Source organism: Devosia sp. LjRoot3 (assembly GCF_964252865.1).
Taxonomy (GTDB): Bacteria; Pseudomonadota; Alphaproteobacteria; order Rhizobiales; family Devosiaceae; genus Devosia.
Window position 1 is genome coordinate 1 of the sequence record NZ_CAXUPK020000007.1, and the last position, 22,317, is coordinate 22,317.

Consider the following 22,317-nt stretch of genomic DNA (forward strand, 5'->3'; position numbering starts at 1 on the left):
TTAGCAAACGCCAAAGCAGCGCAACATAAATGCATGCAGATAGCAGCGCCGGTAGTTGCCTGAACAATCTGTCGGTAAGCATCAGTCTGGCGACCTTGGTTGCTGACCAGCCATTTTTGCTTAAACTGATCTGGATGGGAATGGCGATCGCTAACGACGTCGCCCATCCTACAAGTTGAAGCACCAGGGCCGTAACAACGAGTGGTTTCGGAAGGCCATCCGGCCCAAGAAAGATGAGAAGGGCCGTCGCCACCGTGTATACCAGCGTAGGGAGCACAACCCAAATGGGAACACTCCGATCGAGGTGCTTATGGTAGGCTCGAAACGACGCCTCCGGAATAAGTTTCCAGGAGGGGTAATTGATCAAGCCTTCAACGGCGTTCGCACCAAGCGAATAAAAGCAGAAAACCAGCGCAACTACGAACAGAGCCATGGCGTCCCCACCCATGCTACCGAGAAGAGGAGTACACTCAACCTCTACGCAACATTATGCAATGAGATCTTACGGGTCAGCTTTCGTAGCCGTTTGGCCGAAAGCTGCCGGTCAGCTCCCCACCCCACTGGTGCCGGTCTAGCGCACAGCTCGTTTCGGCTGTCCGCGACGAAACCATACTTCCCAAAAGCCGCGCGATTTCTCGTGCCATTGCACACGTCCGCCACGTGCCTTCGTGGGTCCGAGGGGCTAGCTGATCGAATCGGCGCGTCGAAGCGGCATCGAATCCGTTTCTTCAGCAGCCTTCGGGCATGCGCTTTCCTTCATTGCTGAAATGAGCCGCTGATACGCGACGATCAGCCTGCCTATTTGCTTTGCGTGTTCAGGATGCTTTGGCCCCAACTGGACAAGAAATTTCGCCTCTTTGCCCAGAATGCCGATCGCCTCTTCGCGCTGCGTGGACACAAGCGACATCCAGCGCCAGCCGCGCAGCAACATCAGCGACTTCCTTAGTCGGCAATCAATAGAGCCAGTCGATTCCATCTGGTGAGCTTGCACGTCGAACGCCAACGGAAAGTTCCGGCGGAAGCTACAATTTTAGCCATTGGGCTCACTTCACTCCGCACCTTTATCCATCTCACGGTTGCCAACCTGCGCGGAGCAATTGATTTGCCTTCGATCTCGCGTCGGCGTGTAATTCCTGCGGGAGAACGCTCGGATGCAAGACAACATGATGCCCCCATGCATATGCATTGGTTCGGTGAAAGATGAGCACTACGTGCACATCTATCAGCGAACATCGCGGAGCCAACTGGGGCCTTTCGATAGCCGTATCGCGGCTCTCTGGGCCGCAGGTCAGGAGGCTGACCGCCTGGGAATATCTCGCGAACCGCGGAAGTAGCTATTTCTCGCCGCTGTTGACCCACTGCCATTAGCGCACGCGGGGCCGCCACCGACCGCCAGCCCCGCAAAGCGGACGTAGATATCAACACGTGATGTGGCTTCAAAGAAGTGAGACGGATCTAATTTAAGTTCTACGAGCACTCCCGCCAACGCGGAGACTATGTGACACGCAGGAGACCGATGAGTCATTAATTCAGTAACGACACTCGGCCCCGCCCGTCTTGGAAAGTGTCCTGCTTACCGCCATCCTGCCCTCAAAATTAGTTGGGGAGGCGGTTAGCCTCCCCAAGAGCTCAATGCGGAGGGCTACCTCGATTGATCTGTTGAGTTCTGCAGGCTTCCAGAAAAGCCATCCTTTGCCTCCTGGTAGAGGTCAACTGCTTTTTCAGCGGCGCTCTCATAGACCTCGGAAGCCCTTTCCTTACCCCGCTCATAAGCGCCAGAGGCGATCTCGCCTGCTTTGGTTTTGACTGCGTCCGCCGCGTCCCCAAGCAACGAGTCTTCCTGGGGCGTATGGGGAAGCGCTGAGCCCAAGGCTGCGCCGAGCGCGAAGGCGAGGGCGCCTCCAACTAGGGGCTGGTCTCTAAACTGGTGAAGGATCGATTGGTTTAGGGTATCCAGCTGCGCTTTGACGGATCCGGCCGCGTCTTGAGCACTCGCGCGTCCGGCGCTGGCCTGGGCGCCGGCTGTATCCCGCAGATCGTGCAGCTTCTCGCGGGCTTTTTGCCAAGTGTGGGATGCCCAGTCCGCAGCCCCTTCAATCAGGTTGCCGGCCTCGTCCTGGAATTGCTGGACCTGTTCTCCCGTTGCCGTCGTGAAGCCTTTAAACCGAGCTCCGGACTCATCGACGAAATGACCGGCTCGTCTACCGCTTTCGTCGGTCAGCGCCTTGAAGGTTCGTCCCGCTTCATCGGCAAACTCGGAGACACTACGGCCATGAGCGTCGCTGGCCCGCGTTCTGCGCTGGAGGCTGCTACCAGTTATGACCGTCACGGGGTGGTCCCCATATTCTTCATTGTCCAGCCCGTAGCCTCGGTTACGGTTGATGCTGTCATCCCATGCCTGATCTGACGTTCGCTTAGGGCCATTGTCCTGGGGCTTTGCCATGAGCCAGGCGAGACTTACGCCCAGAAGCGCAACGGGCAAGGGATTGGCAGTAACCTGCCGCTGCAGGGTAGAAACGAATTCCCCTCCGCCGCCCTTGGTGTAAGCGAGCAGCTCGTCGACCAACTGACCCGGGGACAACTTTGCCTGAATCTCGTCGATGGTGCTTTCCACCTTGTCGCGTTGCATCTCGACTTCTCGTTGCAGCTCTTCGGCGGTCTTGTGTTCGCGATCGTAGGCCATCACAGCCTCTCCTTTACGACATTGGCGTCGCGGCCCAGCGAGGTCGCAGTACGGTTCATGCTAAGGTTGCTCGCTTTGAGCGTGTTGAGACCCTTCGACAGGGTCGTCCACCCCACCATCCCCACAACGACGGTAATGAGAAATGCCGCGAGCGCATTTGCCAAGGTTGGATTCATGCCGGTATTGACCAACCAAGCGGCGAGAAGGGAGACGATGGCGGCGAGAAACACCCCTAGCGCGCCCAGCAACAATATCCCGCCAACGGCGACCGAGCCGGCAGCGCCGCCGACTTCGGAGACCTTCTCGGATGCTTCGGTCTTGGCAAGCTGTATTTCCTTGCGGAAAAGGTTGGAAAGATCGCCGACGAGGCCGCCGATGAGTTCGGGGAGGGGTCTGCCATCAGGGGGCTGCGACATCACAAGCCTCCCGACTGGTTATTCAGGTTCTGGGTGTTCTGGACATTCCCGCCAGCGGACACTTCAACATCCGACTGATAGCTTCCCGGATATGAGTTGGTTTCTCTCGCCGTGGCTTGCGTTCCACGCCGATGGCTCGAGGCTAAGGCAAAGCGACTGGCGGCAAAGCCAGCCAGAGCCGCAAGGCCGAGGAAGGCGACAGGTTGATTGCGGCCGAAATCTTGAGCCGTTTCGAGAAGCTCATCGACATCGCGTGTTTCGACCTGTTTGCCGAAATTCGATAGGCCCTTTGCCAGGTCTCGAGCGTAGCTGCCGACGGTTGCCTGATTGGACCCAGCAAGTTCGTCGGCAACTTTCGAAATCGCATCGGCGACGCCATTGATCTGACTAGCAGCCAAATCTTTCTGGCTGCCCGCAAAAGACTTGGCCTTTTCGGTTGCCTCTCCGATCTTTTCCTGGGCCTGACTACCCAAATCGCGGGCATCTGATGCGGCTTTTCGTGTAATGGCGTCCAGATCTTCCTTTGCCCGCGTTGTGACTTCCTTGAGGTCTTCTCCAGCGCGTTCGGGAAGGTTCGCCGATCCCGAGCTAGGTTCGTGACCGTTTGGATCGTTGTTCATCGCAGCCTCCTCCAGATTAATGGCGGCCATCTGCCGCTTGAGAGGCACAATGGCACCCGGGCCGCGCCGTTCCCTTGTCCGAGCGGAGAGTACGATCACTTTTGAAATCAAAGCTTTGCTGATTGGAGTTGTAATCGGTCCGTCAGCATCTCGATTGTATGTTCAGGCTTTTGGAGAGTGGATGAAACAGCAACGGATCAGCAAGAGCGCGACCATTGCGTCCATCGTCTGGATCGTCACGATGGTGGTATTGCTCGGATTGCTGACCTGGACTGCTCTTTCCGCCGTGCTACCTTCTATCACCAACGCTTGACGGGAGATGCGGCGGGGCGTCCGAGGTTGGGCGCGCAGCCACCTTTTTGTCAGCTTGGCGTGTGCGCTAGTCGCTCGCAATTAATGCTCCGCTCCTCATTTGGTTTTGGAAAGCCCGCAGTTGGCCAGCCAGTCGATGTGCCGCGAGGCCATGACACCCAAACGGCCAGGGAATTGCCCGCTCCCGCCCGGCCGGCGGTGGCGACACCTGTTCCGCGAAGCAGATCAACAGTGTTCGGTACGTCGTCCATCCATGGCAACCGATGCGATCCCATCATCTGTGGCAATGAAATATGACCCGACTGCCAAGATCAAATGCAGGAATGAGCTTTGGGGGGGCAGCCCAGGAACGGTTGCTAGTCCGGCACGTTCTCCGATTTCGGTATCGGAGGACTTAACCATGGCTGCACGTGCCGTTTGGACGGGTGTCATCAAGATCGCGGAACTCGTTTGCCCAGTAAAGCTCTACACGGCAGCCACTACATCAGAGCGCATCTCCTTGCACATGGTCAACGCCAAGAGCGGCAACCGGCTGAAGCGGATCTACGTGGACGACAAGACGGAAAAGCCGGTCGAAAAGGATGATCAAGTCAAGGGCTACGAGACCCATGACGGCTCCTATGTAATTCTAGAGCCCGAAGAAATCAGCGCCGCGGTACCCGACAGCGACAAGGTGCTCGAGGTCGATCATTTCATCACCTGCAGCCAGATCGAAACGACCTATTTCGACAAGCCCTACTATTTGCTGCCGGCCAACGATGTGGGGGAGGAGGCGTTCGTTCTGATCAGGGAGGCGTTGCGACAAAAGAAGGCGGCCGCGATTGCCTATACAGTGCTGTTCCGCCGACTTCGTCCGGTACTTATTCGGGCGCATCGCAAGGGGTTGATCGCGACGACGTTGAACTTCGACTACGAGGTTCGTTCCTCCAAGCAGGCGTTCAAGGATATTCCCAAGCTCAAGATCGCCGACGAAATGCTTGAGCTGGCGCAGCATATTCTCAAGACCAAAGCCGGGGAATTCGACCCCGGCAAGTTCGAGGATCGCTACGAGGATGCCTTGGCTGAACTGGTGAAGGCAAAGATCGAAGGCCGCAAGATCATTCCGTTCAAGCGTCCGGAAACCACCAAGCCAAACGATCTGCTTGAGGCGCTCCGCCTTAGCGCTGGTAGCAAGGATGATAAGCCAGCGGCGAAATCGCGGGGCAAGAAGGTTGGGACAAAGAAGACGGAAGAGGTCGCGCCCAAGCGCGCGCCTCCTCGGCGGAAGGCGAGCTAGCGCCGGGATTTCTTTTTCGGTGCCTCGTCCGGCTTGCTCTCAAGGCTCTTTTTGAGGGCGGCCATTAGGTCGATTACGTTATTGGGCTGTTCGACGTCTCCTTCATCAACAGCTTTCGAGGGAGCCTTTTTCTTTTTAGAGTGCTGCTTTTGTTTGATCATGTCGAGGAGGCGATCCTGCACAGGATCCTCCACCATGTCATCCGACCAAGTTGTGGTTCGGTCCTCAATCAGTTGTTCCACCATGGCCAGCATCTTCTTGTCGACTGGCCTGTCGTCCACCTCATTCCAATACTCGTTTTCGTCCCGAATCTCGTCGCCAAAGCGCAGGGTCCAGAGGACAATGCCCTCGTTCCAGGGCTGGAGCATCACCGCGCGCTCGCGGCCATTGATCACGAGCCGCGCGATGCCAACGACATCGGCGTCCTGCATTGCCTGTCGAATGACGATGAAAGCCTCCTCGCCGACCTGATCGGAGGGCGTGACAAAATAGGGGCTGTCAAAATATGTCCACTCGACGGAGTCCGATGGAGCGAATTCGTCGATGTCGATCGTGCGGACGCTTTCAAGCTTCACCTCGTCGAGTTCGTCATCATCTATTATGACGTAATCGTCCTCAGCCTTCGGGTAGCCCTTAGCCTGATCATCTTTGTCGACCACCTTGCCGGAGACAGCGTCCACATAGCGCGTCGTTATGCGGTGATTGGTGGTTCGATTGATGGTGTGGAATTTGAGCTTCTCACCATCTGTCGTCACCGGGGAGAGGGTGACGGGGCAATTGACAAGCGAGAGCTTGAGGTAGCCTCTCCAGTAAGGTCGCACTGCCATTTTCGCCTCCAGTTGGTTGCGGTTGCAACGCTTTGATACGAGCAGCTGTTCCCGGAGTGTTTCCGCTGTTGAGGGGGCTAAGATCGCGGATGCACCGCTGCGCCGGTTCACAATCAGGCTGTTGGACCAACGGCAAGGCAGAAACTTCCTGCGGTCCGGTGCGTGGCTCTGTTTAAGGGTATGCCAATCGGCGTCCTCAGGCTCTACCGTCTGCTCGGACAGTTCGTGCAACCGGCGCCACAAGACACCGTTGGACCAGGCAAGCTTAGGAGTTGCCGATGTCCTTCCATCTCTCGCCCCTCTCCGAACAGACGATCGTAATCACTGGTGCCAGCTCGGGCATCGGCCTCGCAACGGCCCGTCTGGCGGCCGAGCGCGGGGCAAATGTAGTTCTCGCGGCTCGAGATGGGGCTGCGCTCGCCCGGATCGTCGAAGAAATCGAGCGGGAAGGCGGCTCTGCCGCCGCCATTGCGACCGATGTGAGCTTTGAGGAGCAGGTCGAAGCGTTGGCGCGGTTCGCCGTCGAGCGCTTCGGCGGCTTCCACACCTGGGTCAACGACGCCGGTGTGGGGCTCATCAGCACAGCCGAAGACACCACCAGCGCAGATCACCATCGCATCTTCGAGGTCAATTATTTCGGCCTCGTCTACGGGTCGCTGGCGGCCGTACGCCACTTTCGGGAAGAAAACAGGCCAAGCGCCCTCATCAACCTTGGATCGGTCGTGTCCGACATTCCCCAGATTCTGTCGGTCGCCTACTCGGCGAGCAAGCACGCCATCAAGGGCTTTACCGACGGGCTGCGGGTAGAATTAATGCAGAAAGCCCTGCCTATCTCGGTCACCCTAATCAAGCCAAGCGCCATCGATACGCCCTTTTTCGACCACGCCAAGACCAATCTAGGAGGTATGGGCAAGGCGCCGGGCCCGAACTACGCGCCGGAGGTGGTGGCCGAGGCGATTCTCTATGCCGCTGAACATCGCCAGCGCGACATTGCCGTCGGCGCCACTGCAGCCATTGGCGGTCCGCTTGGCGCCCTCGCTCCGGCTGCTATCGAAGGCCAGCAGAAATCCTGGGGCTATGACAAGCTGATCGACTATGGCCACATGCCCGAAGACGAAAGCCTCTACGTCGTGCCGGAGGAGGGCCATGAGCGTTCGCGCTTCGGTCGCGGTCGCGGCTTCAGCCTAACGACTGCGGTGCAGACCAATACCGTGCTCACACTGGGCGCGGCATTGCTGATCGGCGCCGCCGCCGCTATCGGCGCGGAGCGCTGGAGCCGCCGCTAGGAGAATGCCGTAGCCAAGGCCGCCGTCCGCAGACGGCGGCCTTCGTCATGCAAGCCCTGTCGTGCCTAGCGCAGTCCGCCCGGCTTCAGGACCACCTTGGTCCATTCATTCTGCTTGTCGTGGAAATTCTTGTAGCCCTGAGGCGCCTCCTCCAGGGTGAGGCGATGGCTGATAAGGAAAGTGGTGTCGATCTCGCCCTCTTGAATGCGCCGCAGCAGGTCCTTGGTATATTTCTGCACGTGGGTCTGGCCGGATTTGATGGTGAGACCTTTCTCCATCATTGCCCCGAGCGGCCATTTGTCGAGCATGCCACCATAGACGCCGGGGACAGAAACCCGCCCACCCTTGCGGCAGGCGAGCAGCGCCTGACGCAGCGCATGACCCCTGTCGGCTCCGGGCGCAATCTTCTGTTTGACGAGATCAAGAACATTGTCAACGACGAAACCGTGCGCCTCCATTCCCACGGCATCGATCACCGCGTCAGGACCAATCCCACCGGTCATTTCCATGAGCGCTTCGCGCACATGGGTCTCCTCGAAGTTTATGATTTTCGCGCCAAACTTCTGCGCCAGCTCAAGTCTGTGTGGATGGTGGTCGATACAGATCACTTGCTCCGCGCCCATGAGGACGGCGCTCTGGACCGCGAAGTGCCCTACGGGTCCCGCGCCCCAAACCGCAACCGTGTCGCCCGGCTCGATCTGGGCGTTCTCCGCAGCCATCCAGCCGGTTGGCAGGATATCTGAGAGAAACAGAACCTCGTCGTCTTGCATGCCATCGGGAATAACGATGGGGCCAACGTCGGAAAAAGGAACCCGGACATATTCCGCCTGTCCTCCGGCATAGCCGCCCGTCAGGTGTGAATAGCCGAAGGCCCCGCCCATAGCATGGCCATAGAGCATTTCGGAGGCGTCCTGCTTCTCGACCGGATTGCTGTTGTCGCAGGCCGAATACTGCAGCTTTTGGCAGTGGTAGCATTGGCCGCAGGAAATGGTGAAGGGTACGACAACGCGCTGCCCCTTTTTCAGCGTGCTCTTCGGCCCCACCTCGACGACCTCGCCCATGAACTCATGGCCCAGGATGTCGCCCGATTTCATGCCGGGAATGACTCCGTCATAGAGGTGAAGGTCCGAGCCGCAGATGGCAGTGGAGGTCACCTTGATGATGGCGTCCCGGGGATTGATGATGTCGGGATCGGGATGGGTGTCAACGCGGACATCGTTGTTCCCGTGCCAGGTTAGTGCGCGCATCACTGCTCTCCGTCGTTGGACTTGTGGTTGGCGCCGGTGGCGATCTCGCCGGTTTCCATCAGCATCTTGAAGCGCTTGAGCTCGTGGCGAGCCTGGACATTCGGTTCGGCCTGAAAAAGCTTGGCTATCAGGCGCCCCAAATCACCGCCCGGCGGCTCATAGCCAATCTCGGCCGTGACAATCGTCCCTCGATCGGCAGGTGCATCCTCAAAGGTGACCTTGCCGTTTGTCCGGATTTGCGAGCCATCCACCGAGCGCCAGCCTATGGCCTCGTTTTCGATCACATCGACGAGCTCTGTCTCGATCTTAACCTGCTGTCCCGCCGGCGCCTTTATCGTCCAGCTCGAGCGCGTCTCACCCTGAAGGTCGACTCTCTCAATGGCATTCATGAAGGTCGGGAGATTGGCGAAGTCCCGCCAATAGGCAAACAGTTCGGCACGGGGCCGGTTGATCGTCACGCTTTTACCAACGATCGCAAGGTGCCCGTCCCGGTCGTCGCGCTCTGCCCGTTTGGGCGCATCGTCCTTCGGCTCGTCGCTCATCCGTTCCTCCTGATGGTTCTACAATCGCGCGACCAATGGTTTGAGGAGGCGGTGGTTGCCGAGTGTTTTCACTCGACGAAAATGCCGGCTTCGATCGCAACCTCCATGAAGGCGACCCAGGAAGGTTCCGCTGCTGCTCCTTCCATCGCGGCGCGACATGTATCGCTGGCAGCCTTGTGCTTGTCGGTAGGATCAACCGGCCACTCGAGCAGCAATATTCTCCTCGCTTCGGCAGGTCCCGAAATGATGCGGGTTTGCCCATCGAGAGCAATGGTCAACGGACGACCCCATAGATGTGGCGTGTCAAGCATGGTGCCTCCTAAGTGCGGTCCGCCTGCAATGGCCAAGCCACTTGGAGGTTGCATGGGGTAGGCATGCGAAACCAGTTGCGCGACGGAACGCTTTGGAGAGGAAGCCATTGAACGGAGCCTGCCCACCTTTCCCATTCCGGAGGTCCCATGTCGAAAGCCGGTTCGTTCTTTCGCGACAACGGGCTAACGATTGCTCTCGTCGGCGTATTTGCCGTCTGTTTGCTTGGCATGGTGTGGTCCGGCTGGCTCGACCACAACGCAGCGCTCGCCGATCACGGGCAGCCCCCGCTCAGCGTCATCGACTACTTCCTGAGCCCGTCCTTCCAGTCCGCACTGTTCGAGAATTGGGAGAGCGAATTCCTCCAGATGTCCGCTTATGTGATCATGACGGCCTTCTTGTTTCAGCGGGGCTCATCGGAATCCAAGGACCCGGACAAGGACAATCCAGAGGATGCCACCCCAGATAAACAACGTCGGAGTAAGGACACGCCGTGGCCCGTCAGGGCGGGTGGGCTCTGGTCCTTCCTCTATTCCTATTCGCTCGGCATAGCTCTTCTGGCGCTCTTTGCTGCGTCATTCGTGCTGCATTGGCTGCAAAGCACCGCGGCAGCCAACGAGCATGCCCTGATGCATGGCGGGGTGGCCCAGTCGGCTCTCGAATACCTTGGGAATCCTACGTTGTGGTTCGAGTCGTTCCAGAACTGGCAGTCCGAATTTCTCTCGACCGCGGTGCTCGTCGTCCTTTCGATATTCCTTCGCCATCGCGGTTCGCCTGAATCGAAGGCCGTGGCCGATCCTCACTCCAAAACAGGTCACTAGTAGAGTTTCCACATGCAGCGGCCCACTCCCGACACCATTCTCCGCAGCCACAAAATGCGTTTCGGCGCAGAAGTCCGAAACGGCAGCACCCGCTTCAAGATCTGGGCGCCAAAATGCAAGAGCATGAAGCTCAAGCTGAAAGGACAGCGCTCTCTGATCGACCTAGATGCCGTCGGTGACGGCTGGCACCGGGTCGACGTCGAGGGCGTCGGAGCGGGAACGCTCTACAAGTACGTTCTCCCGGATGGAACAGCCATCCCCGACCCGACCTCAAGGCACCAGCCCGAGGGCATTCATGGGTTCAGCGAAGTCATCGACCCGCGAACCTTCGTGTGGACCGACCGGGACTGGAAGGGCCGACCATGGGAAGAAGCGATCATCTACGAACTCCATGTCGGGACGTTCACTGAGGAGGGGACGTTCGCCGCAGCCGCCTCAAGGTTGGACCATTTGGTCAACCTGGGTGTAACGGCCGTTCAGCTCATGCCGGTCGCCGAGTTCTTCGGCAAATTCAACTGGGGTTACGACGGCGCAATGTGGTTCGCTCCGTCAGCCAACTATGGACGCCCAGAGGACTTGAAGGCGTTCATTGATGCCGCCCACAGGCGTTCGATGATGGTGTTTCTCGATGTCGTCTACAACCATTTCGGACCGCACGGAAACTATCTGCCGGCCATCGCCCCGATCTTCACGAAAAAGCACGAGAGCCCATGGGGCGAGGCGATCAACTTCGATGGCCCCGGTGCTGAGGTCGTACGCGAACTCGTTGTCGAGAGTGCTCTATACTGGACAACCGAGTTCAATTTCGACGGGCTGCGGTTCGATGCCGTTCACACCATGGCCGATGATGCTCCGACACACATCCTCGAAGTCCTCTCGGCGCGGCTACGTGCATCTCGACCCCATCGGCATACGCACTTAATCGTCGAGAATTCAGATAACCAGGAAGTGTGGTTGCGGCGTAATAGCGGCGCAGAGCCGGTCCACTACACGGCCCAGTGGAACGATGACGTCCACCATCTTCTCCATGCCGCGGCTACCGGTGAGAATACCGGATACTATGCTGACTTCGATAATTTCGAAGAGCGTTCAGGCATGCTCGGCCGGGCATTAGCCGAGGGGTTCGCTTACCAAGGCGAGATGAAACCGCACGAAGGCATGGAGCGAGGCGAGCCGAGCGGAGGCCTGCCGGCGACGGCCTTCGTCGTTTACATGCAGGACCACGATCAAGTGGGCAACCGCGTAAAAGGCGACCGCATCACCAGGATCGCCCACGACGATGCCGTGAAGGCACTGACGGCCATATATCTATTGTCTCCGCAGATCCCAATGCTATTCCAAGGCGAGGAATGGGCCAGTTCGCGGCCATTCCCATTCTTCTCAGACGTGCCCGTCGAACTACGGGAAACCGTTCGTAAGGGGCGCCAGGAGGAGCTGAAGAGCGCCCCGGAGCATGCGGATCCCGACAAGCCCAACGTCGAGGAGGCTGTCGACCCCACAAGTACGAAGACTTTTGCGTCCGCCAAGCTCGATTGGTCCAACCTGAGACAGGATCCGCACAAGTTCTGGCTGCAGCACTATCGCTCCCTGATTGATCTCCGCCGTATGGAAATCGTTCCTCGCCTTTTGGGTCAGAACGGATTCGCGGGCAAATACGAGCTGCTGGGGATAAAGTCCGTGCTGGTGACATGGGTGATGGGCGACGGGTCGACGTTGCGCCTTTACGCTAACCTTTCCGAGGAAACCCAGGAGGGAGTTCAGGCCATAAGGGGCAGGAGGATGTTCCTTCAAGGCTATGCCGACGAGGCACGCCTAGGACCATGGACGGTCCTTTGGACCGTAGAGCTGTAGCGCCACGGGTCAGTGCTCCCCGCTACCAGTGACGATGGCCTTCGCCCACCGGTCGTGACCGCAGTGAGTGCATTTGTCAGTTGAACGGTCGGTCGAGGTATGGCCGCAATGCATGCAACTCAGAAACTGATCAGTGGAACGGCGGTCGACCTCGGCGGGCCTCTCGATCTCCCACGGCGGTACGATGGGCAACCCTGGTCTCGGGCGCAAAGCTTCGAACACCGTTAGCACTCCATCGGCTTCGACGATTGCATGCTCGACCTCGCCCAATTGCCGGACACCCTTCTCGCGCAGCTCCTGGAATAGTTCGCTCGTGCCCAAAGAGCTACTGTCGAGGAAGGGGAGGCATACCACGCCGTTGAGGACCGCCTGTTCGGGTTTGCCGTCGATGACGTGTTCGATTGACTTGCTCCTGGCGATGCCGAGATCGATCAGCTTGTTGGCGACCACAACGACGGTGACAACCAGCAGGCTGTGAACAAGTGGCACTTCGGGATAGAACATCGCGTCGCCGACCGCCGAACCTAAAGCGATAACCAGCAGGAATTCGACCGTCGAGAGTTGCCCGATGGCGCGACTGCCTAGCAGTCGAAGCAAAATCAAGGTGTAGGAGTAGATCACGATCGTTCGAATGACGATTTCGAGGAGGAAGATCGGCGGCTCATCGCCGACGAACATGCGCTGCCAGTCGATGCCTTCCACTTTCGCCTCCTACGCGATCAATACGAGATGCTTGGCGGCCATTTCGATGAAAGCTCGCTGGTTACGTCCGACGCAATGAAGGTGAATTGCAGCGGGTTCCAAAGCGACCAGGGCCTCTATATCTGCTCGATGTCGTCCCGGATCGGCGGAGATGGCCACGCATTGTCTCAGACGATCCTCGGTGACGCTGCTTCCCACCACGTCGAAGTCTCGCGGCCGGCGCAGATCCCAGGCCGCATCGCCTCCGATGGAGGGTGCTCTCCATTGGTCGAAAGCCTCAGCCATGGCATCGTCCTCTCGCTCCGCCCAAGACAAGGCGTGCTGGATGTGGATCGGCTTGCCTTCGCCACCGTTTGCTCGAAACGCTTCCACGACGCGGCTCACGGTCTCGATGTTACCACCCGTCGTAAGTAGGCCATCGGCCCAGGGTCCACAGAATTCCGCGGTTTCAGGAGTTACGGCGGCACCGAGCAAGGGAACAGTGACCGCGGGCCGTGAGTAGAGCTTGGCCTCGACCACGGTGACCCTGCCACGATGGGTCACGGTTTCACCATCGAAGAGGGATCGGAAGATGTCGACACATTCGCGCAGTCTGGCGTTGCGTTCGGCTTTCTCCGGCCAATATTCGCCGGTGATCGCCTCGTTGATAGCCTCGCCGGTGCCGAGCGATAGCCAAAGGCGGCCGGGAAACATTTCGCCGATGGTGGCGGCAGCCTGTGCCAGCACCGCGGGATGATAACGATAGCCGGGGGCTGAAATCATACCGAACCCAAATCGCGTTGCCTGCAAAGCGGCCCCGAGCCAAGACCAGGCGAACCCAGAGTGGCCTTGGCGTTCACTCCAAGGATGAAAGTGGTCGGAAGACTTGGCGCAAGCAAAACCGGCCCTTTCAGCGTCGATGACCAAGCTGAGAAGTTCGCTTGGGGCGAACTGCTCGTGGGATGCATGATAGCCAATAAGGGTCATGCCAGCTCCTTCCAGCTGTCCAGCAGTTCTTGAGTGGTACAGGTCGTGAGCTGTTGCCCAAAACGGCTTTGGAACACGGTGACAGCGGCGTCATGGGTCTGGTCCGCCGACCCAAAGATTGCATCCGTGCACAGGATCGTGCGGTAGCCGAGATCAACCGCGCCCAGGACCGTGGCCATCACGCAGACATCCGACTCGCCGCCTGAGACGACAAGCGTGTCGACACCGTTTTCGCGCAGGGTCTTGTCTAGATCGCCGAACAGCCAGGGAGAGTATCTATTCTTGTCAAAATGCATAGCCGGCGGCATGTGACGGGCGAGGGTCGGCACAACCTGAAGCATGTCGGGAGCCAGCCGCGACGTCACCATGGATGGCCATCGAGCGTAGTATTCCCGCCAGGTTCCCGTCTCATCCTCCACCCGAGCGGGCGGAATGAAGCGGGTGAAAATCGTGCTGGCAGGAGCACGATCGACGAGAGCTTCGATAGCTGGAAGCACTTTGCTCAGCCATGGCGTGTGCCAGGCGGTGCCGTCTGTGAACAGGTTCTGCACGTCGATGCAAAGATGCGCCAAACGTCCATGCCATTCAGCCATCGGACACATTCGCAAAAGAAGCCGGCAAGGCCCGTTTGTGGGCAGTGGCTCGGTAGCGGGAGAGGATAGTTTGCGCCACCCAGGTTTCCACCGATTTGCCTTCGAGAAAGTCGTCGATCTGTTCGTAAGTGACTCCGTAGGCGTCCTCGTCGGGGCGGAGTGGCGCTAGATCCTCGAGATCGGCTGTGGGCACCTTGTTGACCAAGTGATCGGGCGCCCCAAGATGGGCTGCGAGGGCGCGAACGCGTCGCTTTGTGAGCCCAGCTAGGGGTAGGAGGTCAGCTGCCCCGTCGCCAAACTTGGTGAAAAAGCCCATTACCGCCTCGGCGGCGTGATCGGTGCCGATGACGAGCCCCTCGGTGCCGCCGGCGAGAGCGTATTGGGCGATCATACGCTGGCGGGCTTTCACATTACCACGCAGGAAATCGGCTTGGGCAGCGCTGGCCGGCGAAAATCCTGCCCGGCGCAGGGATTGCCACATCCCGTCTGTGGCAGGAGCGATATCGACTTCGAAAGTTAGATCGGGGTCTACTGCGGCAAGCGCGGCATCGGCGTCTGAAGCGTCGGCCTGCGTACCGTAGGGAAGTCGCACGGCAATAAGGCGAGCATTGAAGCCGGACGCGCGCAGTTCCTTGACCGACTGCTGGGCGAGAATGCCAGCAGTGGTTGAATCCACACCGCCGCTAATCCCCAGGACGAGATTGTGGAGCCCGGAGCGCAGCAGATAGGACTTGAGGAAGGCGCGACGGCGGCTTGCTTCACCCGCAACGTCGAAATCGGGCTGTACGCCCAAATCGCGCATGATTTCGAACTGGCTGGTCATGTTTCGGGAATGTTGCTCTGCGGCATCGGGCGGGTTGCCATAATGATCGCAGTGGCAACGGGCGCCCGTGGCAAACAGTTCCTGCGCACGCTCGTCATGGTCAGCGCAGCAGCAGCAGCGAACGGGGAGCCATCTTGATCGCCTCGCCGCCATTCACCGATCGGGGATCTCCCGTCGGGTCAGCCGTGTCGATTTCGGCGGTCCAGAGGGAGCCGCCTTCCCGGGTCGGCACTGTAAAATCAACCTCGCCATCGTGCGGATTGAAGAGAACGACCAGTTCCCACCAGATACCCTCTTGGCTTTTCAAATCATCGCGGGAAAGACGAATGCCGAGCGTCGTGGCGCCTGAATCGAGCCAGTGAGCGGCCTGCTGTTCGCCACCCCCGGGATTGTACCAGGTAACGCTCATCATATCGCGCCAGTTGTCTCGATGAATGAGCGGTTGGGACTGACGAATGGCGGCGAGCTTACGCACAAATTCGGCGAGCGCTTTGGCGTTATCATTCCACTCCCAATGAACCCAGCTGATTTCGCTGTCTTGGGCATAGCCATTGTTATTGCCGCTTTGGCTGCGGCTAAATTCGTCGCCTGCGAGGAGCATAGGCGCACCGTGGGAGAGGAAAAGCGTGGCGAGGAAATTGCGTTTCTGACGCTCCCGGATGGCGACGATAGCGTCGTCGTCGGTCTCGCCTTCGGCTCCATAATTGTGGCTGCGATTGTCGTTGTGCCCGTCGTTGTTGCCCTCGCCATTCGCCTCGTTGTGCTTCTCGTTGTAGGAAACGAGGTCATGGAGGGTGAAGCCATCATGGGCGGTGAGGAAGTTGACGCCGGCCCAAGGGCGGCGGCCGCGCTTGTCATATATGTCGCCTGAGCCCGTGAACCTGGCGGCGAAGTCGCCGGAGGTGTGGTCGGTGTCTTTCCAGTAGTCGCGGACTGTATCGCGGTATTTGTCGTTCCACTCCGACCAGCCGGGCGGGAAGCCACCGACCTGGTAGCCGCCGGGTCCGATATCCCAGGGTTCGCCGATCAGTTTCACTTTCGCAAGGGTTGGGTCCTGGCCCACGGCGTCAAAAAAGCCGCCGCGCTGGTCGAAGCCCTCAGGTTCCCGGCCTAGAATGGTGCCTAGATCGAAGCGGAAACCGTCAACATGCATTTCCTCGGACCAATAGCGGAGGCTGTCAGTGATCATCTGCAGAACGCGGGGATGACTCGTGTTGACCGTATTACCAGTGCCGGTGTCGTTGATGTAGTAGCGCGGGTCGCCTGGCATGGTCCGGTAATAGGAGAAGTTGTCGATGCCCTTCCAAGAAAGGGTCGGTCCCATCTCGTTGCCCTCGGCGGTGTGGTTGTAGACCACGTCCATGATGACTTCGAGGCCGGCGTCGTGGAACGCACGAATGGTATTCCGTAAGCCATCGATCCCATTGGGGCCATAGTAGCGGCTAGCGGGCGCGAAGAACCCTAGAGTATTGTAGCCCCAATAGTTCCTAAGGCCCTTCTCAAGGAGAAAAGAGTCATCTGGAAAGGCATGGATTGGCAGCAGCTCCACCGAGGTTACGCCGGTGGATTTGATGTAGTCGATGACTTCACGCTGCCCTAGACCTTCGAAAGTGCCCCGAAGGTTCTCCGGCACCGCTGGATGGAGCTGCGTGAAGCCCTTGACGTGGGTCTCATAGAAAATGGTCCTTGCCCAATCAATGCCAGGCTTGGTGTCGCTTGACCAATCGTATGCGCGTGGGTCGAGAACACGCGCTTTGGGTGTTACCGGCGCACTATCCTCCTCGTTGAAGGATAAATCCTTGTCTTCGGCATCAGCGCGGTAACCGAAGTGGGCTGAGGACCACTTTACCTCGCCGACGAGTTCGCGAGCGTAGGGATCGATCAGGAGCTTGTTGGGGTTGAAGCGGTGACCCTGGCCAGGTTCGTAGGGACCATGTACGCGATAGCCGTACAGGGTTCCCGGGCCGACGCCTGGGAGATAGCCGTGCCAGATTTCGTTGGTGTATTCCGGCAAGGTGACCCGTACAGTCTCACTGCCGCTTTCATCAAACAGACAAAGCTCAACTCTGGCGGCATGCGCTGAGAAAAGGGCAAAGTTCGTACCTTCGCCATCCCAGGTTGCGCCTAAAGTTGTGTGGTCGCCGGCTAGAACCTGACGAGATGAAGACGTCGGTATTGATGGCATGGAGGATGTCCCTGTTTCAGGGCGCCTAACGGCTGGCTCGCGAGCTGGTTGCTAGGATTTCCAAAGTACGCTTGGCGCTTTGCACAACGTCACATCAACTGAAAAGGGGTTGCCGTGGTCTGACGACAACCCCTGTGACTTGAGACGCTCTCAGTGCCGCACTAATGGGCAGCGCTGGGCCGCATGGTGGTACCTAAAGCGCTGATGCAGTACACGCCATCAGCCCACTCAGCGAGCCCCAGGCTGAGCAGCTGCTCGCCCAAGTCGCGTGGTAGGCCGCTTGGTCCCTGCTCACAAAGGAGCGACACGGCGCTGCGCTGCGATGCGGTAAGTTTCATCCAGTCGAGGTTCATGGCATTCTCCTTAATTGCGCAGCCCACAACAGAAGACGGCCCGAAGAGTTCCGCGTCAGTGTAGGTCGCTTGGAGGTTTTTTTTACGCCCGGTCCTACGAAAGGGCCCCGGACTTCCCGGGGCCTCAAATTATGCTGCCTTGGCGTTGACTGCCGTCTCAGCAACGTCGGACAGTTTCTGATCAGTCGCGACTTCCTCCTGAAGCGTCGCATCGAACAATGTCACGGCCTCGCTGAGACCTAGCTGCTCCGCCCAGGTCTTGAGCGTGCCGTAGCGGGCGATCTCATAGTGTTCGACGGCTTGGGCCGCCGCCACCAAGCCTGCGTCAAGGGCAACGGTCCCTTTGAAGTCATCCATGATCGACTTGCCTTCCTCAATGATGCCGAGGATCGCGTCGCAGGTTTTGCCACGAGCCGGCTTGCCGATGAGTTCGAAGACCTGTTCGAGGCGCTCAACATGACCCTCGGTTTCCACCAGATGCTGTTCGAACCCAGCTTTGAGTTCGGCTGACTGAGCGGCCTTGGCCATTTTGGGCAGTGCTTTTACGATCTGCTTCTCAGCGTAATAAATATCCTTGAGGGTATCGAGGAAGAGGTCGTCGAGGGTCTTTTCGTTTGAGGTTGCCATGCGTCTCTCGCTTCCATGATTTGGGGACCGGAGAACGGTGGGCCTCTGGATGGGTTCCGCCAAATTTCAAATGTGCAGCTGTGGCGGAACGTTTCCCCCTCTGCACGATTGGTGGTCGACCATTGTGCGGAGGCAATCATGGCGAGACGTCCGAAAACCACCGGTCTTGAAGAAGTCACCTATGGCGACCAGACGTTGCGCCGCGGCCAGGGTGGGGAGACGCACCAGATTGCGGAAGACGGATACGACGTTCTTACCGCCCAGCAAGGCATTCCGGTTGCCGACGACCAGAACTCGCTCAAGCAGGGCGCGCGAGGTCCGACGCTTATTGAGGACGCCCACTTCCGTGAGAAGATTTTTCACTTCGACCATGAGCGCATTCCCGAACGCGTGGTGCATGCTCGCGGATACGGCGCGCACGGTTTTTTCGAGACCTACAAATCGCTGAGCAAGGTTACTCGAGCCGATATTTTTCAGCGCGAGGGTGAACAGACCCCAGTATTCGTGCGCTTCTCTACCGTCGCCGGCTCCAAAGGGTCGTTCGATCTAGCGCGCGACGTTCGCGGTTTCGCGGTCAAATTCTATACCCGGGAAGGGAATTGGGATCTCGTCGGTAACAATATCCCGGTCTTTTTCATCCAGGATGCCATCAAGTTTCCCGACATCATCCACTCGGTCAAGCCGGAGCCTGACAAGGCCTTCCCCCAGGCGCAAAGCGCGCATGACAATTTCTGGGACTTCATTTCCCTCACCCCTGAATCCATGCACATGATCATGTGGGTGATGTCGGATCGGGCCATTCCCCGCTCGTTCCGCTTCATGCAGGGCTTTGGTGTCCACACCTTCCGCCTGGTTGATGCCAAGGGCGCTTCCCGTTTCGTTAAATTCATCTGGAAGCCCAAGCTCGGCATGCAGTCGGTGCTGTGGAATGAAGCGGTCAAAATCAACGGCGCTGATCCGGACTTCCATCGCCGCGACCTGTGGAATGCCATTCAGACCGGCAACTTCCCAGAATGGGAACTTTGCTTGCAGGTGTTTGACCAGAATTTTGCCGATGGCTTCGACTTCGATGTCCTTGATCCGACAAAGCTCATCCCAGAAGAACTGCTCCCCGCCGAACCGGTCGGCCGTCTTGTGCTCGACCGCATGCCGGAAAACTTCTTCGCCGAGACGGAGCAGGTCGCTTTTATGACCCAAAACGTGCCGCCGGGGATCGAGTTCTCGAATGATCCTTTGCTGCAAGGCCGCAATTTTTCCTATCTGGACACGCAGCTGAAACGGCTTGGAAGTCCTAATTTTGCGCAATTGCCGATCAATGCGCCAAAGTGCCCCTTCCATCACCTTCAACAAGACGGCCACATGGCCATGCAGAACCCCCGCGGTCGTGCCAACTATGAGCCCAATTCCTGGGGGCCAGACATCGGCGGCCCACGGGAATCCAGAGAACAGGGTTTTGAAACATTCCCGCAGGAGCCCGAGGGCCCCAAAGTGCGCCTGCGCCCCGAGAGCTTTGGAGATCACTACAGTCAGGCGCGGCAATTTTTCATCAGCCAAAGCCTGATCGAGCAACGCCATATTGGCGATGCCCTGGTGTTCGAACTAAGCAAATGCGAGTTCCCCGCTATTCGCGAGCGGATGGTTGGACACCTACGCAATATCGATTCCGATCTCGCTCAGACCGTCGCCGACGGGCTTGGCCTCAAGGATCTGCCACCTGCGGCCCCCCCGAGCCAGAAACCACGCACAGACCTGCCGCCGTCAGATTTGCTGAGCATTCTCAAAAACCCGCCGGCCTCCTTCGCCGGCCGCAAGATCGGCGTTCTCGTCACCGATGGGACAGACGCAACGATGCTGGCGGATCTTGAGGCTGCAGTGGCTACCGAGGGAGCCAGCGTGGAACTGATCGCCCCCACAGTAGGCGGGGTGACACTGAGCGACGGGACTATTAAGCCCGCTCACCACAAGATTGATGGCGGACCTTCGGTGCTGTTCGACGCGGTCGCTGTTATCCCATCCGAGGAAGGCATTCTCGCTCTCCTCAAGCTCCCCCCAGCACGAGACTTTGTCAGTGATGCCTACGCCCACTACAAGTTCATCGCATTCACTCCGCCCGCCGCCAAGCTTTTTGCCAAGGTGGGCATTCCGGAAGACCTCGATGACGGCTTTGTGGAGATGGGCACTGTAACCGCAACCGACTTCGTCGAAGCCTGCCGCAATCTGCGGTTTTGGGATCGCCCTGACGGTGCCTAACGCTTGCAGAACCAACACTGGTCGAAGGCGTCGCTCTTCGCGGCGCCCGCTTCCACGAGGCCCGGTACTCCCTGCCATATTCACCTGGTCGACGCTGTCAGGCCAGTAGCCCCGGTAGGGCACGCGCTTCAAATGGGCCGGCCTCGGACGGCCTCTTCGTCTACGGCTGCGCCTCCAGGTGCTTCTGCCCGGCCGGCCAGGGCTCGCCGGTTGGTCCGAGAGCCAGATTCTCCGAGCGTGGGAAAGTTTCGGCCCGCCTTCATCCTAAAGGGACAGTAGCTTGGACACATCGCGCTCTGCAGTTCCAGCGAGCATAACGAGCCGGGTATCTCCTGTTTGTCGTCGGTAAGGTCATAGTCGGTCAAGTCGCCGGCCAGGTGATGAATTCAGTCTAAAAGCAAAGATCGCATCTGGGTTGCCAAAGACGTTCCGAAGCTTCTGGAGCCTTGTCTATACTGGCTTTCTCCCCACTCGCGCTGCTGGCCACCTCCGGCAGGAAATCGACCATCGCCATCCCAAGGGAAGTGCTCCAGATCCTAAATCGCCGGTATTGGCCATGTCGGCCTTCTCTTGTGAATAGAAGAAGGGGAACATCAGCCTGAAATCGTCGTTTTCCGCTCAGGGAGGACGCTATGCCGATGTATTTTTTCGATGTGCTCGAGCGAGATGGGACGATTACCCACGACGTCATCGGCGTGAAACTAGATTGTCCTGATCAAGCCTTGGACGTTGCTTCGCGCACACTGATAAGCGTTTTGCAGGATGAGGCCATGCGTCATCCGGAGTTCAAGGTGCAGATCGTCGTAAGGGAGGACGCCGGGAACGAAATCGGTCGTCGCGATGCGATCGTGAGCCAGTCAGATCAAGCGGATTGAACTTTGTTCTCCGAAAGAGATGCCGAGAAGCTGCTCTAAGCTCATTAATGAAAATCAATGGGGCGCCCGGGGGCGCCCCAAACGCTGTCGGCGTTTCAGACGGCGCTATGCCAGAGACTTTGTGTGCCCAGAGTGCGAACCATCGGTTCAGGATCGTCCGACTCCAATCGTGCAAGCATCCGAAACCATTTGCCGCTGGTGTCGATGGCGACGTTGTTAGGCGAATTGAGGATGGCCAGTACCGAAGAATAATGCGGCCCCGGCGTGTCGCGATAAGGGTAGGATAACTCAAGCCAATATGTCTGCCCGGCGTCGCTTCCGCCCGACAAGGAGAGTCTGGTGGCTCGAAGGTATTCGCATGCGGTCCAATCCAGAACGTTCTTGAGCGCTGCGGCCAAACAGTCCTCACCGACACCGAAGGAGCATTGGAACCGGGTGGAGTTGAAGAAATACTCAACCTTGTCGGGAAAGCGGTCGTGGTCGAAGGGCGTCGCTCGATTGCACATAAAGAGAACTCTGAATCACTCAATTGGAAAAAGTGTCAGAGCAAAGCGACTTCGATTCAACACCACCGGACGACTTTTTTGACTTCGTTGATCCAGGGCCTGCAACAGCTGGCATATGGTCGAGCGCTACCCCGAGGCATTCCCCAGGGTTTTGAAACTACCCCAAAATGCTCGGACAGTTCTGGACCGAGCCCGACTCTTGGAAGCGACTGACACTTCGGGTTGCGAGTGCCGGGACCAGATCAGG

The 22,317-nt window shown here is 58.6% G+C and carries 24 protein-coding genes; 7 read left to right on the plus strand and 17 right to left on the minus strand.

The genetic code is table 11. The annotated features are described in order from the left end of the window. The 5 genes from ACSQ2A_RS20795 to ACSQ2A_RS20815 all read right to left on the minus strand — a co-directional run. Window positions 1-433, minus strand: a 433-nt coding sequence (locus ACSQ2A_RS20795) for a hypothetical protein (RefSeq protein WP_436073773.1), incomplete at its 3' end; no start/stop codon positions are given. Window positions 434-682: 249 nt separating this feature from the next. After that, window positions 683-931, minus strand: a complete 249-nt coding sequence (locus ACSQ2A_RS20800; RefSeq protein WP_436073774.1) for a hypothetical protein — start codon at window positions 929-931, stop codon at window positions 683-685. A 711-nt stretch (window positions 932-1,642) separates the two neighbouring features. Beyond that, a complete protein-coding gene (locus tag ACSQ2A_RS20805; protein ID WP_436073775.1) occupies window positions 1,643-2,683 on the minus strand; it encodes a DUF3618 domain-containing protein in 1,041 nt (346 codons plus the stop codon). Further along, complete coding sequence (locus ACSQ2A_RS20810) at window positions 2,683-3,099, minus strand: phage holin family protein (RefSeq protein WP_436073776.1); 417 nt, start codon at window positions 3,097-3,099, stop codon at window positions 2,683-2,685. The genes ACSQ2A_RS20805 and ACSQ2A_RS20810 overlap by 1 nt, the downstream gene beginning before the upstream one ends. Continuing rightward, window positions 3,099-3,719 carry a hypothetical protein gene (locus ACSQ2A_RS20815; protein WP_436073777.1) on the minus strand — a complete coding sequence of 207 codons (621 nt, stop codon included), beginning with the start codon at window positions 3,717-3,719 and terminating at the stop codon, window positions 3,099-3,101. Before ACSQ2A_RS20815 ends, ACSQ2A_RS20810 begins: the two co-directional genes overlap by 1 nt. 181 nt (window positions 3,720-3,900) lie before the next feature. On the opposite strand from ACSQ2A_RS20815, the gene ACSQ2A_RS20820 reads away from it, so the two are divergent. Together ACSQ2A_RS20820 and ACSQ2A_RS20825 are read left to right on the plus strand one after the other, a co-directional pair. Beyond that, the gene (locus ACSQ2A_RS20820) at window positions 3,901-4,032 is read left to right on the plus strand and encodes a hypothetical protein (protein WP_436073778.1); all 132 of its coding nucleotides are present in this window, start codon (window positions 3,901-3,903) and stop codon (window positions 4,030-4,032) included. Window positions 4,033-4,431: 399 nt separating this feature from the next. Continuing rightward, a complete protein-coding gene (locus ACSQ2A_RS20825) occupies window positions 4,432-5,307 on the plus strand; it encodes a Ku protein (RefSeq protein ID WP_436073897.1) in 876 nt (291 codons plus the stop codon). Here ACSQ2A_RS20825 and ACSQ2A_RS20830 read toward each other — a convergent pair. Beyond that, window positions 5,304-6,134: a Ku protein gene (locus ACSQ2A_RS20830; RefSeq protein ID WP_436073898.1), complete on the minus strand. Its 831-nt coding sequence runs from the start codon at window positions 6,132-6,134 to the stop codon at window positions 5,304-5,306. The genes ACSQ2A_RS20825 and ACSQ2A_RS20830 overlap by 4 nt on opposite strands. Before the next feature lie 278 nt (window positions 6,135-6,412). On the opposite strand from ACSQ2A_RS20830, the gene ACSQ2A_RS20835 reads away from it, so the two are divergent. Then, window positions 6,413-7,420, plus strand: a complete 1,008-nt coding sequence (locus tag ACSQ2A_RS20835; RefSeq protein ID WP_436073779.1) for an SDR family oxidoreductase — start codon at window positions 6,413-6,415, stop codon at window positions 7,418-7,420. 65 nt (window positions 7,421-7,485) lie between these two features. On the opposite strand, the gene ACSQ2A_RS20840 is transcribed toward ACSQ2A_RS20835, so the two are convergent. From ACSQ2A_RS20840 to ACSQ2A_RS20850, 3 genes are all read right to left on the minus strand, one after another. Further along, entirely contained in the window at window positions 7,486-8,667 is a 1,182-nt protein-coding gene (locus tag ACSQ2A_RS20840; RefSeq protein ID WP_436073780.1) for a zinc-dependent alcohol dehydrogenase, read from the minus strand. After that, window positions 8,667-9,209 (minus strand): SRPBCC family protein, encoded by a 543-nt coding sequence (locus tag ACSQ2A_RS20845; protein WP_436073781.1) that lies wholly within the window; start codon window positions 9,207-9,209, stop codon window positions 8,667-8,669. Before ACSQ2A_RS20845 ends, ACSQ2A_RS20840 begins: the two co-directional genes overlap by 1 nt. Before the next feature lie 68 nt (window positions 9,210-9,277). Continuing rightward, on the minus strand, window positions 9,278-9,520 hold the full coding sequence (locus ACSQ2A_RS20850; protein WP_436073782.1) for a DUF982 domain-containing protein: 243 nt from the start codon (window positions 9,518-9,520) through the stop codon (window positions 9,278-9,280). 147 nt (window positions 9,521-9,667) lie between these two features. Between ACSQ2A_RS20850 and ACSQ2A_RS20855 the strand changes: the two genes are divergently transcribed. Both ACSQ2A_RS20855 and treZ read left to right on the plus strand, forming a co-directional pair. Continuing rightward, the gene (locus tag ACSQ2A_RS20855) at window positions 9,668-10,339 is read left to right on the plus strand and encodes a DUF6766 family protein (RefSeq protein ID WP_436073783.1); all 672 of its coding nucleotides are present in this window, start codon (window positions 9,668-9,670) and stop codon (window positions 10,337-10,339) included. A 12-nt stretch (window positions 10,340-10,351) separates the two neighbouring features. Beyond that, window positions 10,352-12,190 carry a malto-oligosyltrehalose trehalohydrolase gene (gene treZ / locus ACSQ2A_RS20860; protein WP_436073784.1) on the plus strand — a complete coding sequence of 613 codons (1,839 nt, stop codon included), beginning with the start codon at window positions 10,352-10,354 and terminating at the stop codon, window positions 12,188-12,190. Window positions 12,191-12,199: 9 nt separating this feature from the next. On the opposite strand, the gene ACSQ2A_RS20865 is transcribed toward treZ, so the two are convergent. The 7 genes from ACSQ2A_RS20865 to ACSQ2A_RS20895 all read right to left on the minus strand — a co-directional run bounded on the left by ACSQ2A_RS20865 (window position 12,200) and on the right by ACSQ2A_RS20895 (window position 18,439). Next, window positions 12,200-12,892, minus strand: a complete 693-nt coding sequence (locus ACSQ2A_RS20865; RefSeq protein ID WP_436073785.1) for a DUF421 domain-containing protein — start codon at window positions 12,890-12,892, stop codon at window positions 12,200-12,202. Between the two features lie 9 nt (window positions 12,893-12,901). Continuing rightward, window positions 12,902-13,858, minus strand: a complete 957-nt coding sequence (locus tag ACSQ2A_RS20870; protein WP_436073786.1) for a TIGR03885 family FMN-dependent LLM class oxidoreductase — start codon at window positions 13,856-13,858, stop codon at window positions 12,902-12,904. Further along, on the minus strand, window positions 13,855-14,451 hold the full coding sequence (locus ACSQ2A_RS20875; protein ID WP_436073787.1) for a cysteine hydrolase family protein: 597 nt from the start codon (window positions 14,449-14,451) through the stop codon (window positions 13,855-13,857). Before ACSQ2A_RS20875 ends, ACSQ2A_RS20870 begins: the two co-directional genes overlap by 4 nt. Continuing rightward, window positions 14,444-15,274: an ammonia-dependent NAD(+) synthetase gene (gene nadE, locus ACSQ2A_RS20880; RefSeq protein ID WP_436073788.1), complete on the minus strand. Its 831-nt coding sequence runs from the start codon at window positions 15,272-15,274 to the stop codon at window positions 14,444-14,446. The genes ACSQ2A_RS20875 and nadE overlap by 8 nt, the downstream gene beginning before the upstream one ends. Before the next feature lie 100 nt (window positions 15,275-15,374). Continuing rightward, window positions 15,375-17,459 carry a glycogen debranching protein GlgX gene (gene glgX, locus ACSQ2A_RS20885; protein ID WP_436073789.1) on the minus strand — a complete coding sequence of 695 codons (2,085 nt, stop codon included), beginning with the start codon at window positions 17,457-17,459 and terminating at the stop codon, window positions 15,375-15,377. Between the two features lie 161 nt (window positions 17,460-17,620). Then, window positions 17,621-17,812, minus strand: coding sequence for a hypothetical protein (locus tag ACSQ2A_RS20890; RefSeq protein ID WP_436073790.1), 192 nt, complete (start codon window positions 17,810-17,812; stop codon window positions 17,621-17,623). Between the two features lie 129 nt (window positions 17,813-17,941). After that, complete coding sequence (locus tag ACSQ2A_RS20895; RefSeq protein WP_436073791.1) at window positions 17,942-18,439, minus strand: ferritin-like domain-containing protein; 498 nt, start codon at window positions 18,437-18,439, stop codon at window positions 17,942-17,944. 138 nt (window positions 18,440-18,577) lie between these two features. Here ACSQ2A_RS20895 and ACSQ2A_RS20900 point away from each other — a divergent pair, with 138 nt between their 5' ends. Together ACSQ2A_RS20900 and ACSQ2A_RS20905 are read left to right on the plus strand one after the other, a co-directional pair. Next, window positions 18,578-20,689, plus strand: coding sequence for a catalase (locus tag ACSQ2A_RS20900; RefSeq protein ID WP_436073899.1), 2,112 nt, complete (start codon window positions 18,578-18,580; stop codon window positions 20,687-20,689). Window positions 20,690-21,321: 632 nt separating this feature from the next. Next, window positions 21,322-21,564, plus strand: coding sequence for a DUF6894 family protein (locus ACSQ2A_RS20905; protein WP_436073792.1), 243 nt, complete (start codon window positions 21,322-21,324; stop codon window positions 21,562-21,564). A 95-nt stretch (window positions 21,565-21,659) separates the two neighbouring features. Here ACSQ2A_RS20905 and ACSQ2A_RS20910 read toward each other — a convergent pair whose 3' ends face one another. Beyond that, complete coding sequence (locus ACSQ2A_RS20910; RefSeq protein ID WP_436073793.1) at window positions 21,660-22,070, minus strand: hypothetical protein; 411 nt, start codon at window positions 22,068-22,070, stop codon at window positions 21,660-21,662. Window positions 22,071-22,317: the final 247 nt, after the last annotated feature.

Bases quoted from the DNA above. Each gene is read 5' to 3' on its own strand.
- ACSQ2A_RS20805 (WP_436073775.1), bottom strand. From the start codon at position 2,683: ATGGCCTACGATCGCGAACACAAGACCGCCGAAGAGCTGCAACGAGAA.
- ACSQ2A_RS20870 (WP_436073786.1), bottom strand. From the start codon at position 13,858: ATGACCCTTATTGGCTATCATGCATCCCACGAGCAGTTCGCCCCAAGC.
- ACSQ2A_RS20810 (WP_436073776.1), bottom strand. From the start codon at position 3,099: ATGTCGCAGCCCCCTGATGGCAGACCCCTCCCCGAACTCATCGGCGGC.
- ACSQ2A_RS20855 (WP_436073783.1), top strand. From the start codon at position 9,668: ATGTCGAAAGCCGGTTCGTTCTTTCGCGACAACGGGCTAACGATTGCT.
- ACSQ2A_RS20905 (WP_436073792.1), top strand. From the start codon at position 21,322: ATGCCGATGTATTTTTTCGATGTGCTCGAGCGAGATGGGACGATTACC.
- ACSQ2A_RS20800 (WP_436073774.1), bottom strand. From the start codon at position 931: ATGTTGCTGCGCGGCTGGCGCTGGATGTCGCTTGTGTCCACGCAGCGC.
- ACSQ2A_RS20815 (WP_436073777.1), bottom strand. From the start codon at position 3,719: ATGAACAACGATCCAAACGGTCACGAACCTAGCTCGGGATCGGCGAAC.
- ACSQ2A_RS20845 (WP_436073781.1), bottom strand. From the start codon at position 9,209: ATGAGCGACGAGCCGAAGGACGATGCGCCCAAACGGGCAGAGCGCGAC.
- ACSQ2A_RS20850 (WP_436073782.1), bottom strand. From the start codon at position 9,520: ATGCTTGACACGCCACATCTATGGGGTCGTCCGTTGACCATTGCTCTC.
- ACSQ2A_RS20910 (WP_436073793.1), bottom strand. From the start codon at position 22,070: ATGTGCAATCGAGCGACGCCCTTCGACCACGACCGCTTTCCCGACAAG.
- ACSQ2A_RS20825 (WP_436073897.1), top strand. From the start codon at position 4,432: ATGGCTGCACGTGCCGTTTGGACGGGTGTCATCAAGATCGCGGAACTC.
- glgX (WP_436073789.1), bottom strand. From the start codon at position 17,459: ATGCCATCAATACCGACGTCTTCATCTCGTCAGGTTCTAGCCGGCGAC.
- ACSQ2A_RS20830 (WP_436073898.1), bottom strand. From the start codon at position 6,134: ATGGCAGTGCGACCTTACTGGAGAGGCTACCTCAAGCTCTCGCTTGTC.
- ACSQ2A_RS20835 (WP_436073779.1), top strand. From the start codon at position 6,413: ATGTCCTTCCATCTCTCGCCCCTCTCCGAACAGACGATCGTAATCACT.
- treZ (WP_436073784.1), top strand. From the start codon at position 10,352: ATGCAGCGGCCCACTCCCGACACCATTCTCCGCAGCCACAAAATGCGT.
- ACSQ2A_RS20890 (WP_436073790.1), bottom strand. From the start codon at position 17,812: ATGAACCTCGACTGGATGAAACTTACCGCATCGCAGCGCAGCGCCGTG.
- nadE (WP_436073788.1), bottom strand. From the start codon at position 15,274: ATGACCAGCCAGTTCGAAATCATGCGCGATTTGGGCGTACAGCCCGAT.
- ACSQ2A_RS20900 (WP_436073899.1), top strand. From the start codon at position 18,578: ATGGCGAGACGTCCGAAAACCACCGGTCTTGAAGAAGTCACCTATGGC.
- ACSQ2A_RS20820 (WP_436073778.1), top strand. From the start codon at position 3,901: ATGAAACAGCAACGGATCAGCAAGAGCGCGACCATTGCGTCCATCGTC.
- ACSQ2A_RS20840 (WP_436073780.1), bottom strand. From the start codon at position 8,667: ATGCGCGCACTAACCTGGCACGGGAACAACGATGTCCGCGTTGACACC.
- ACSQ2A_RS20875 (WP_436073787.1), bottom strand. From the start codon at position 14,451: ATGGCTGAATGGCATGGACGTTTGGCGCATCTTTGCATCGACGTGCAG.
- ACSQ2A_RS20895 (WP_436073791.1), bottom strand. From the start codon at position 18,439: ATGGCAACCTCAAACGAAAAGACCCTCGACGACCTCTTCCTCGATACC.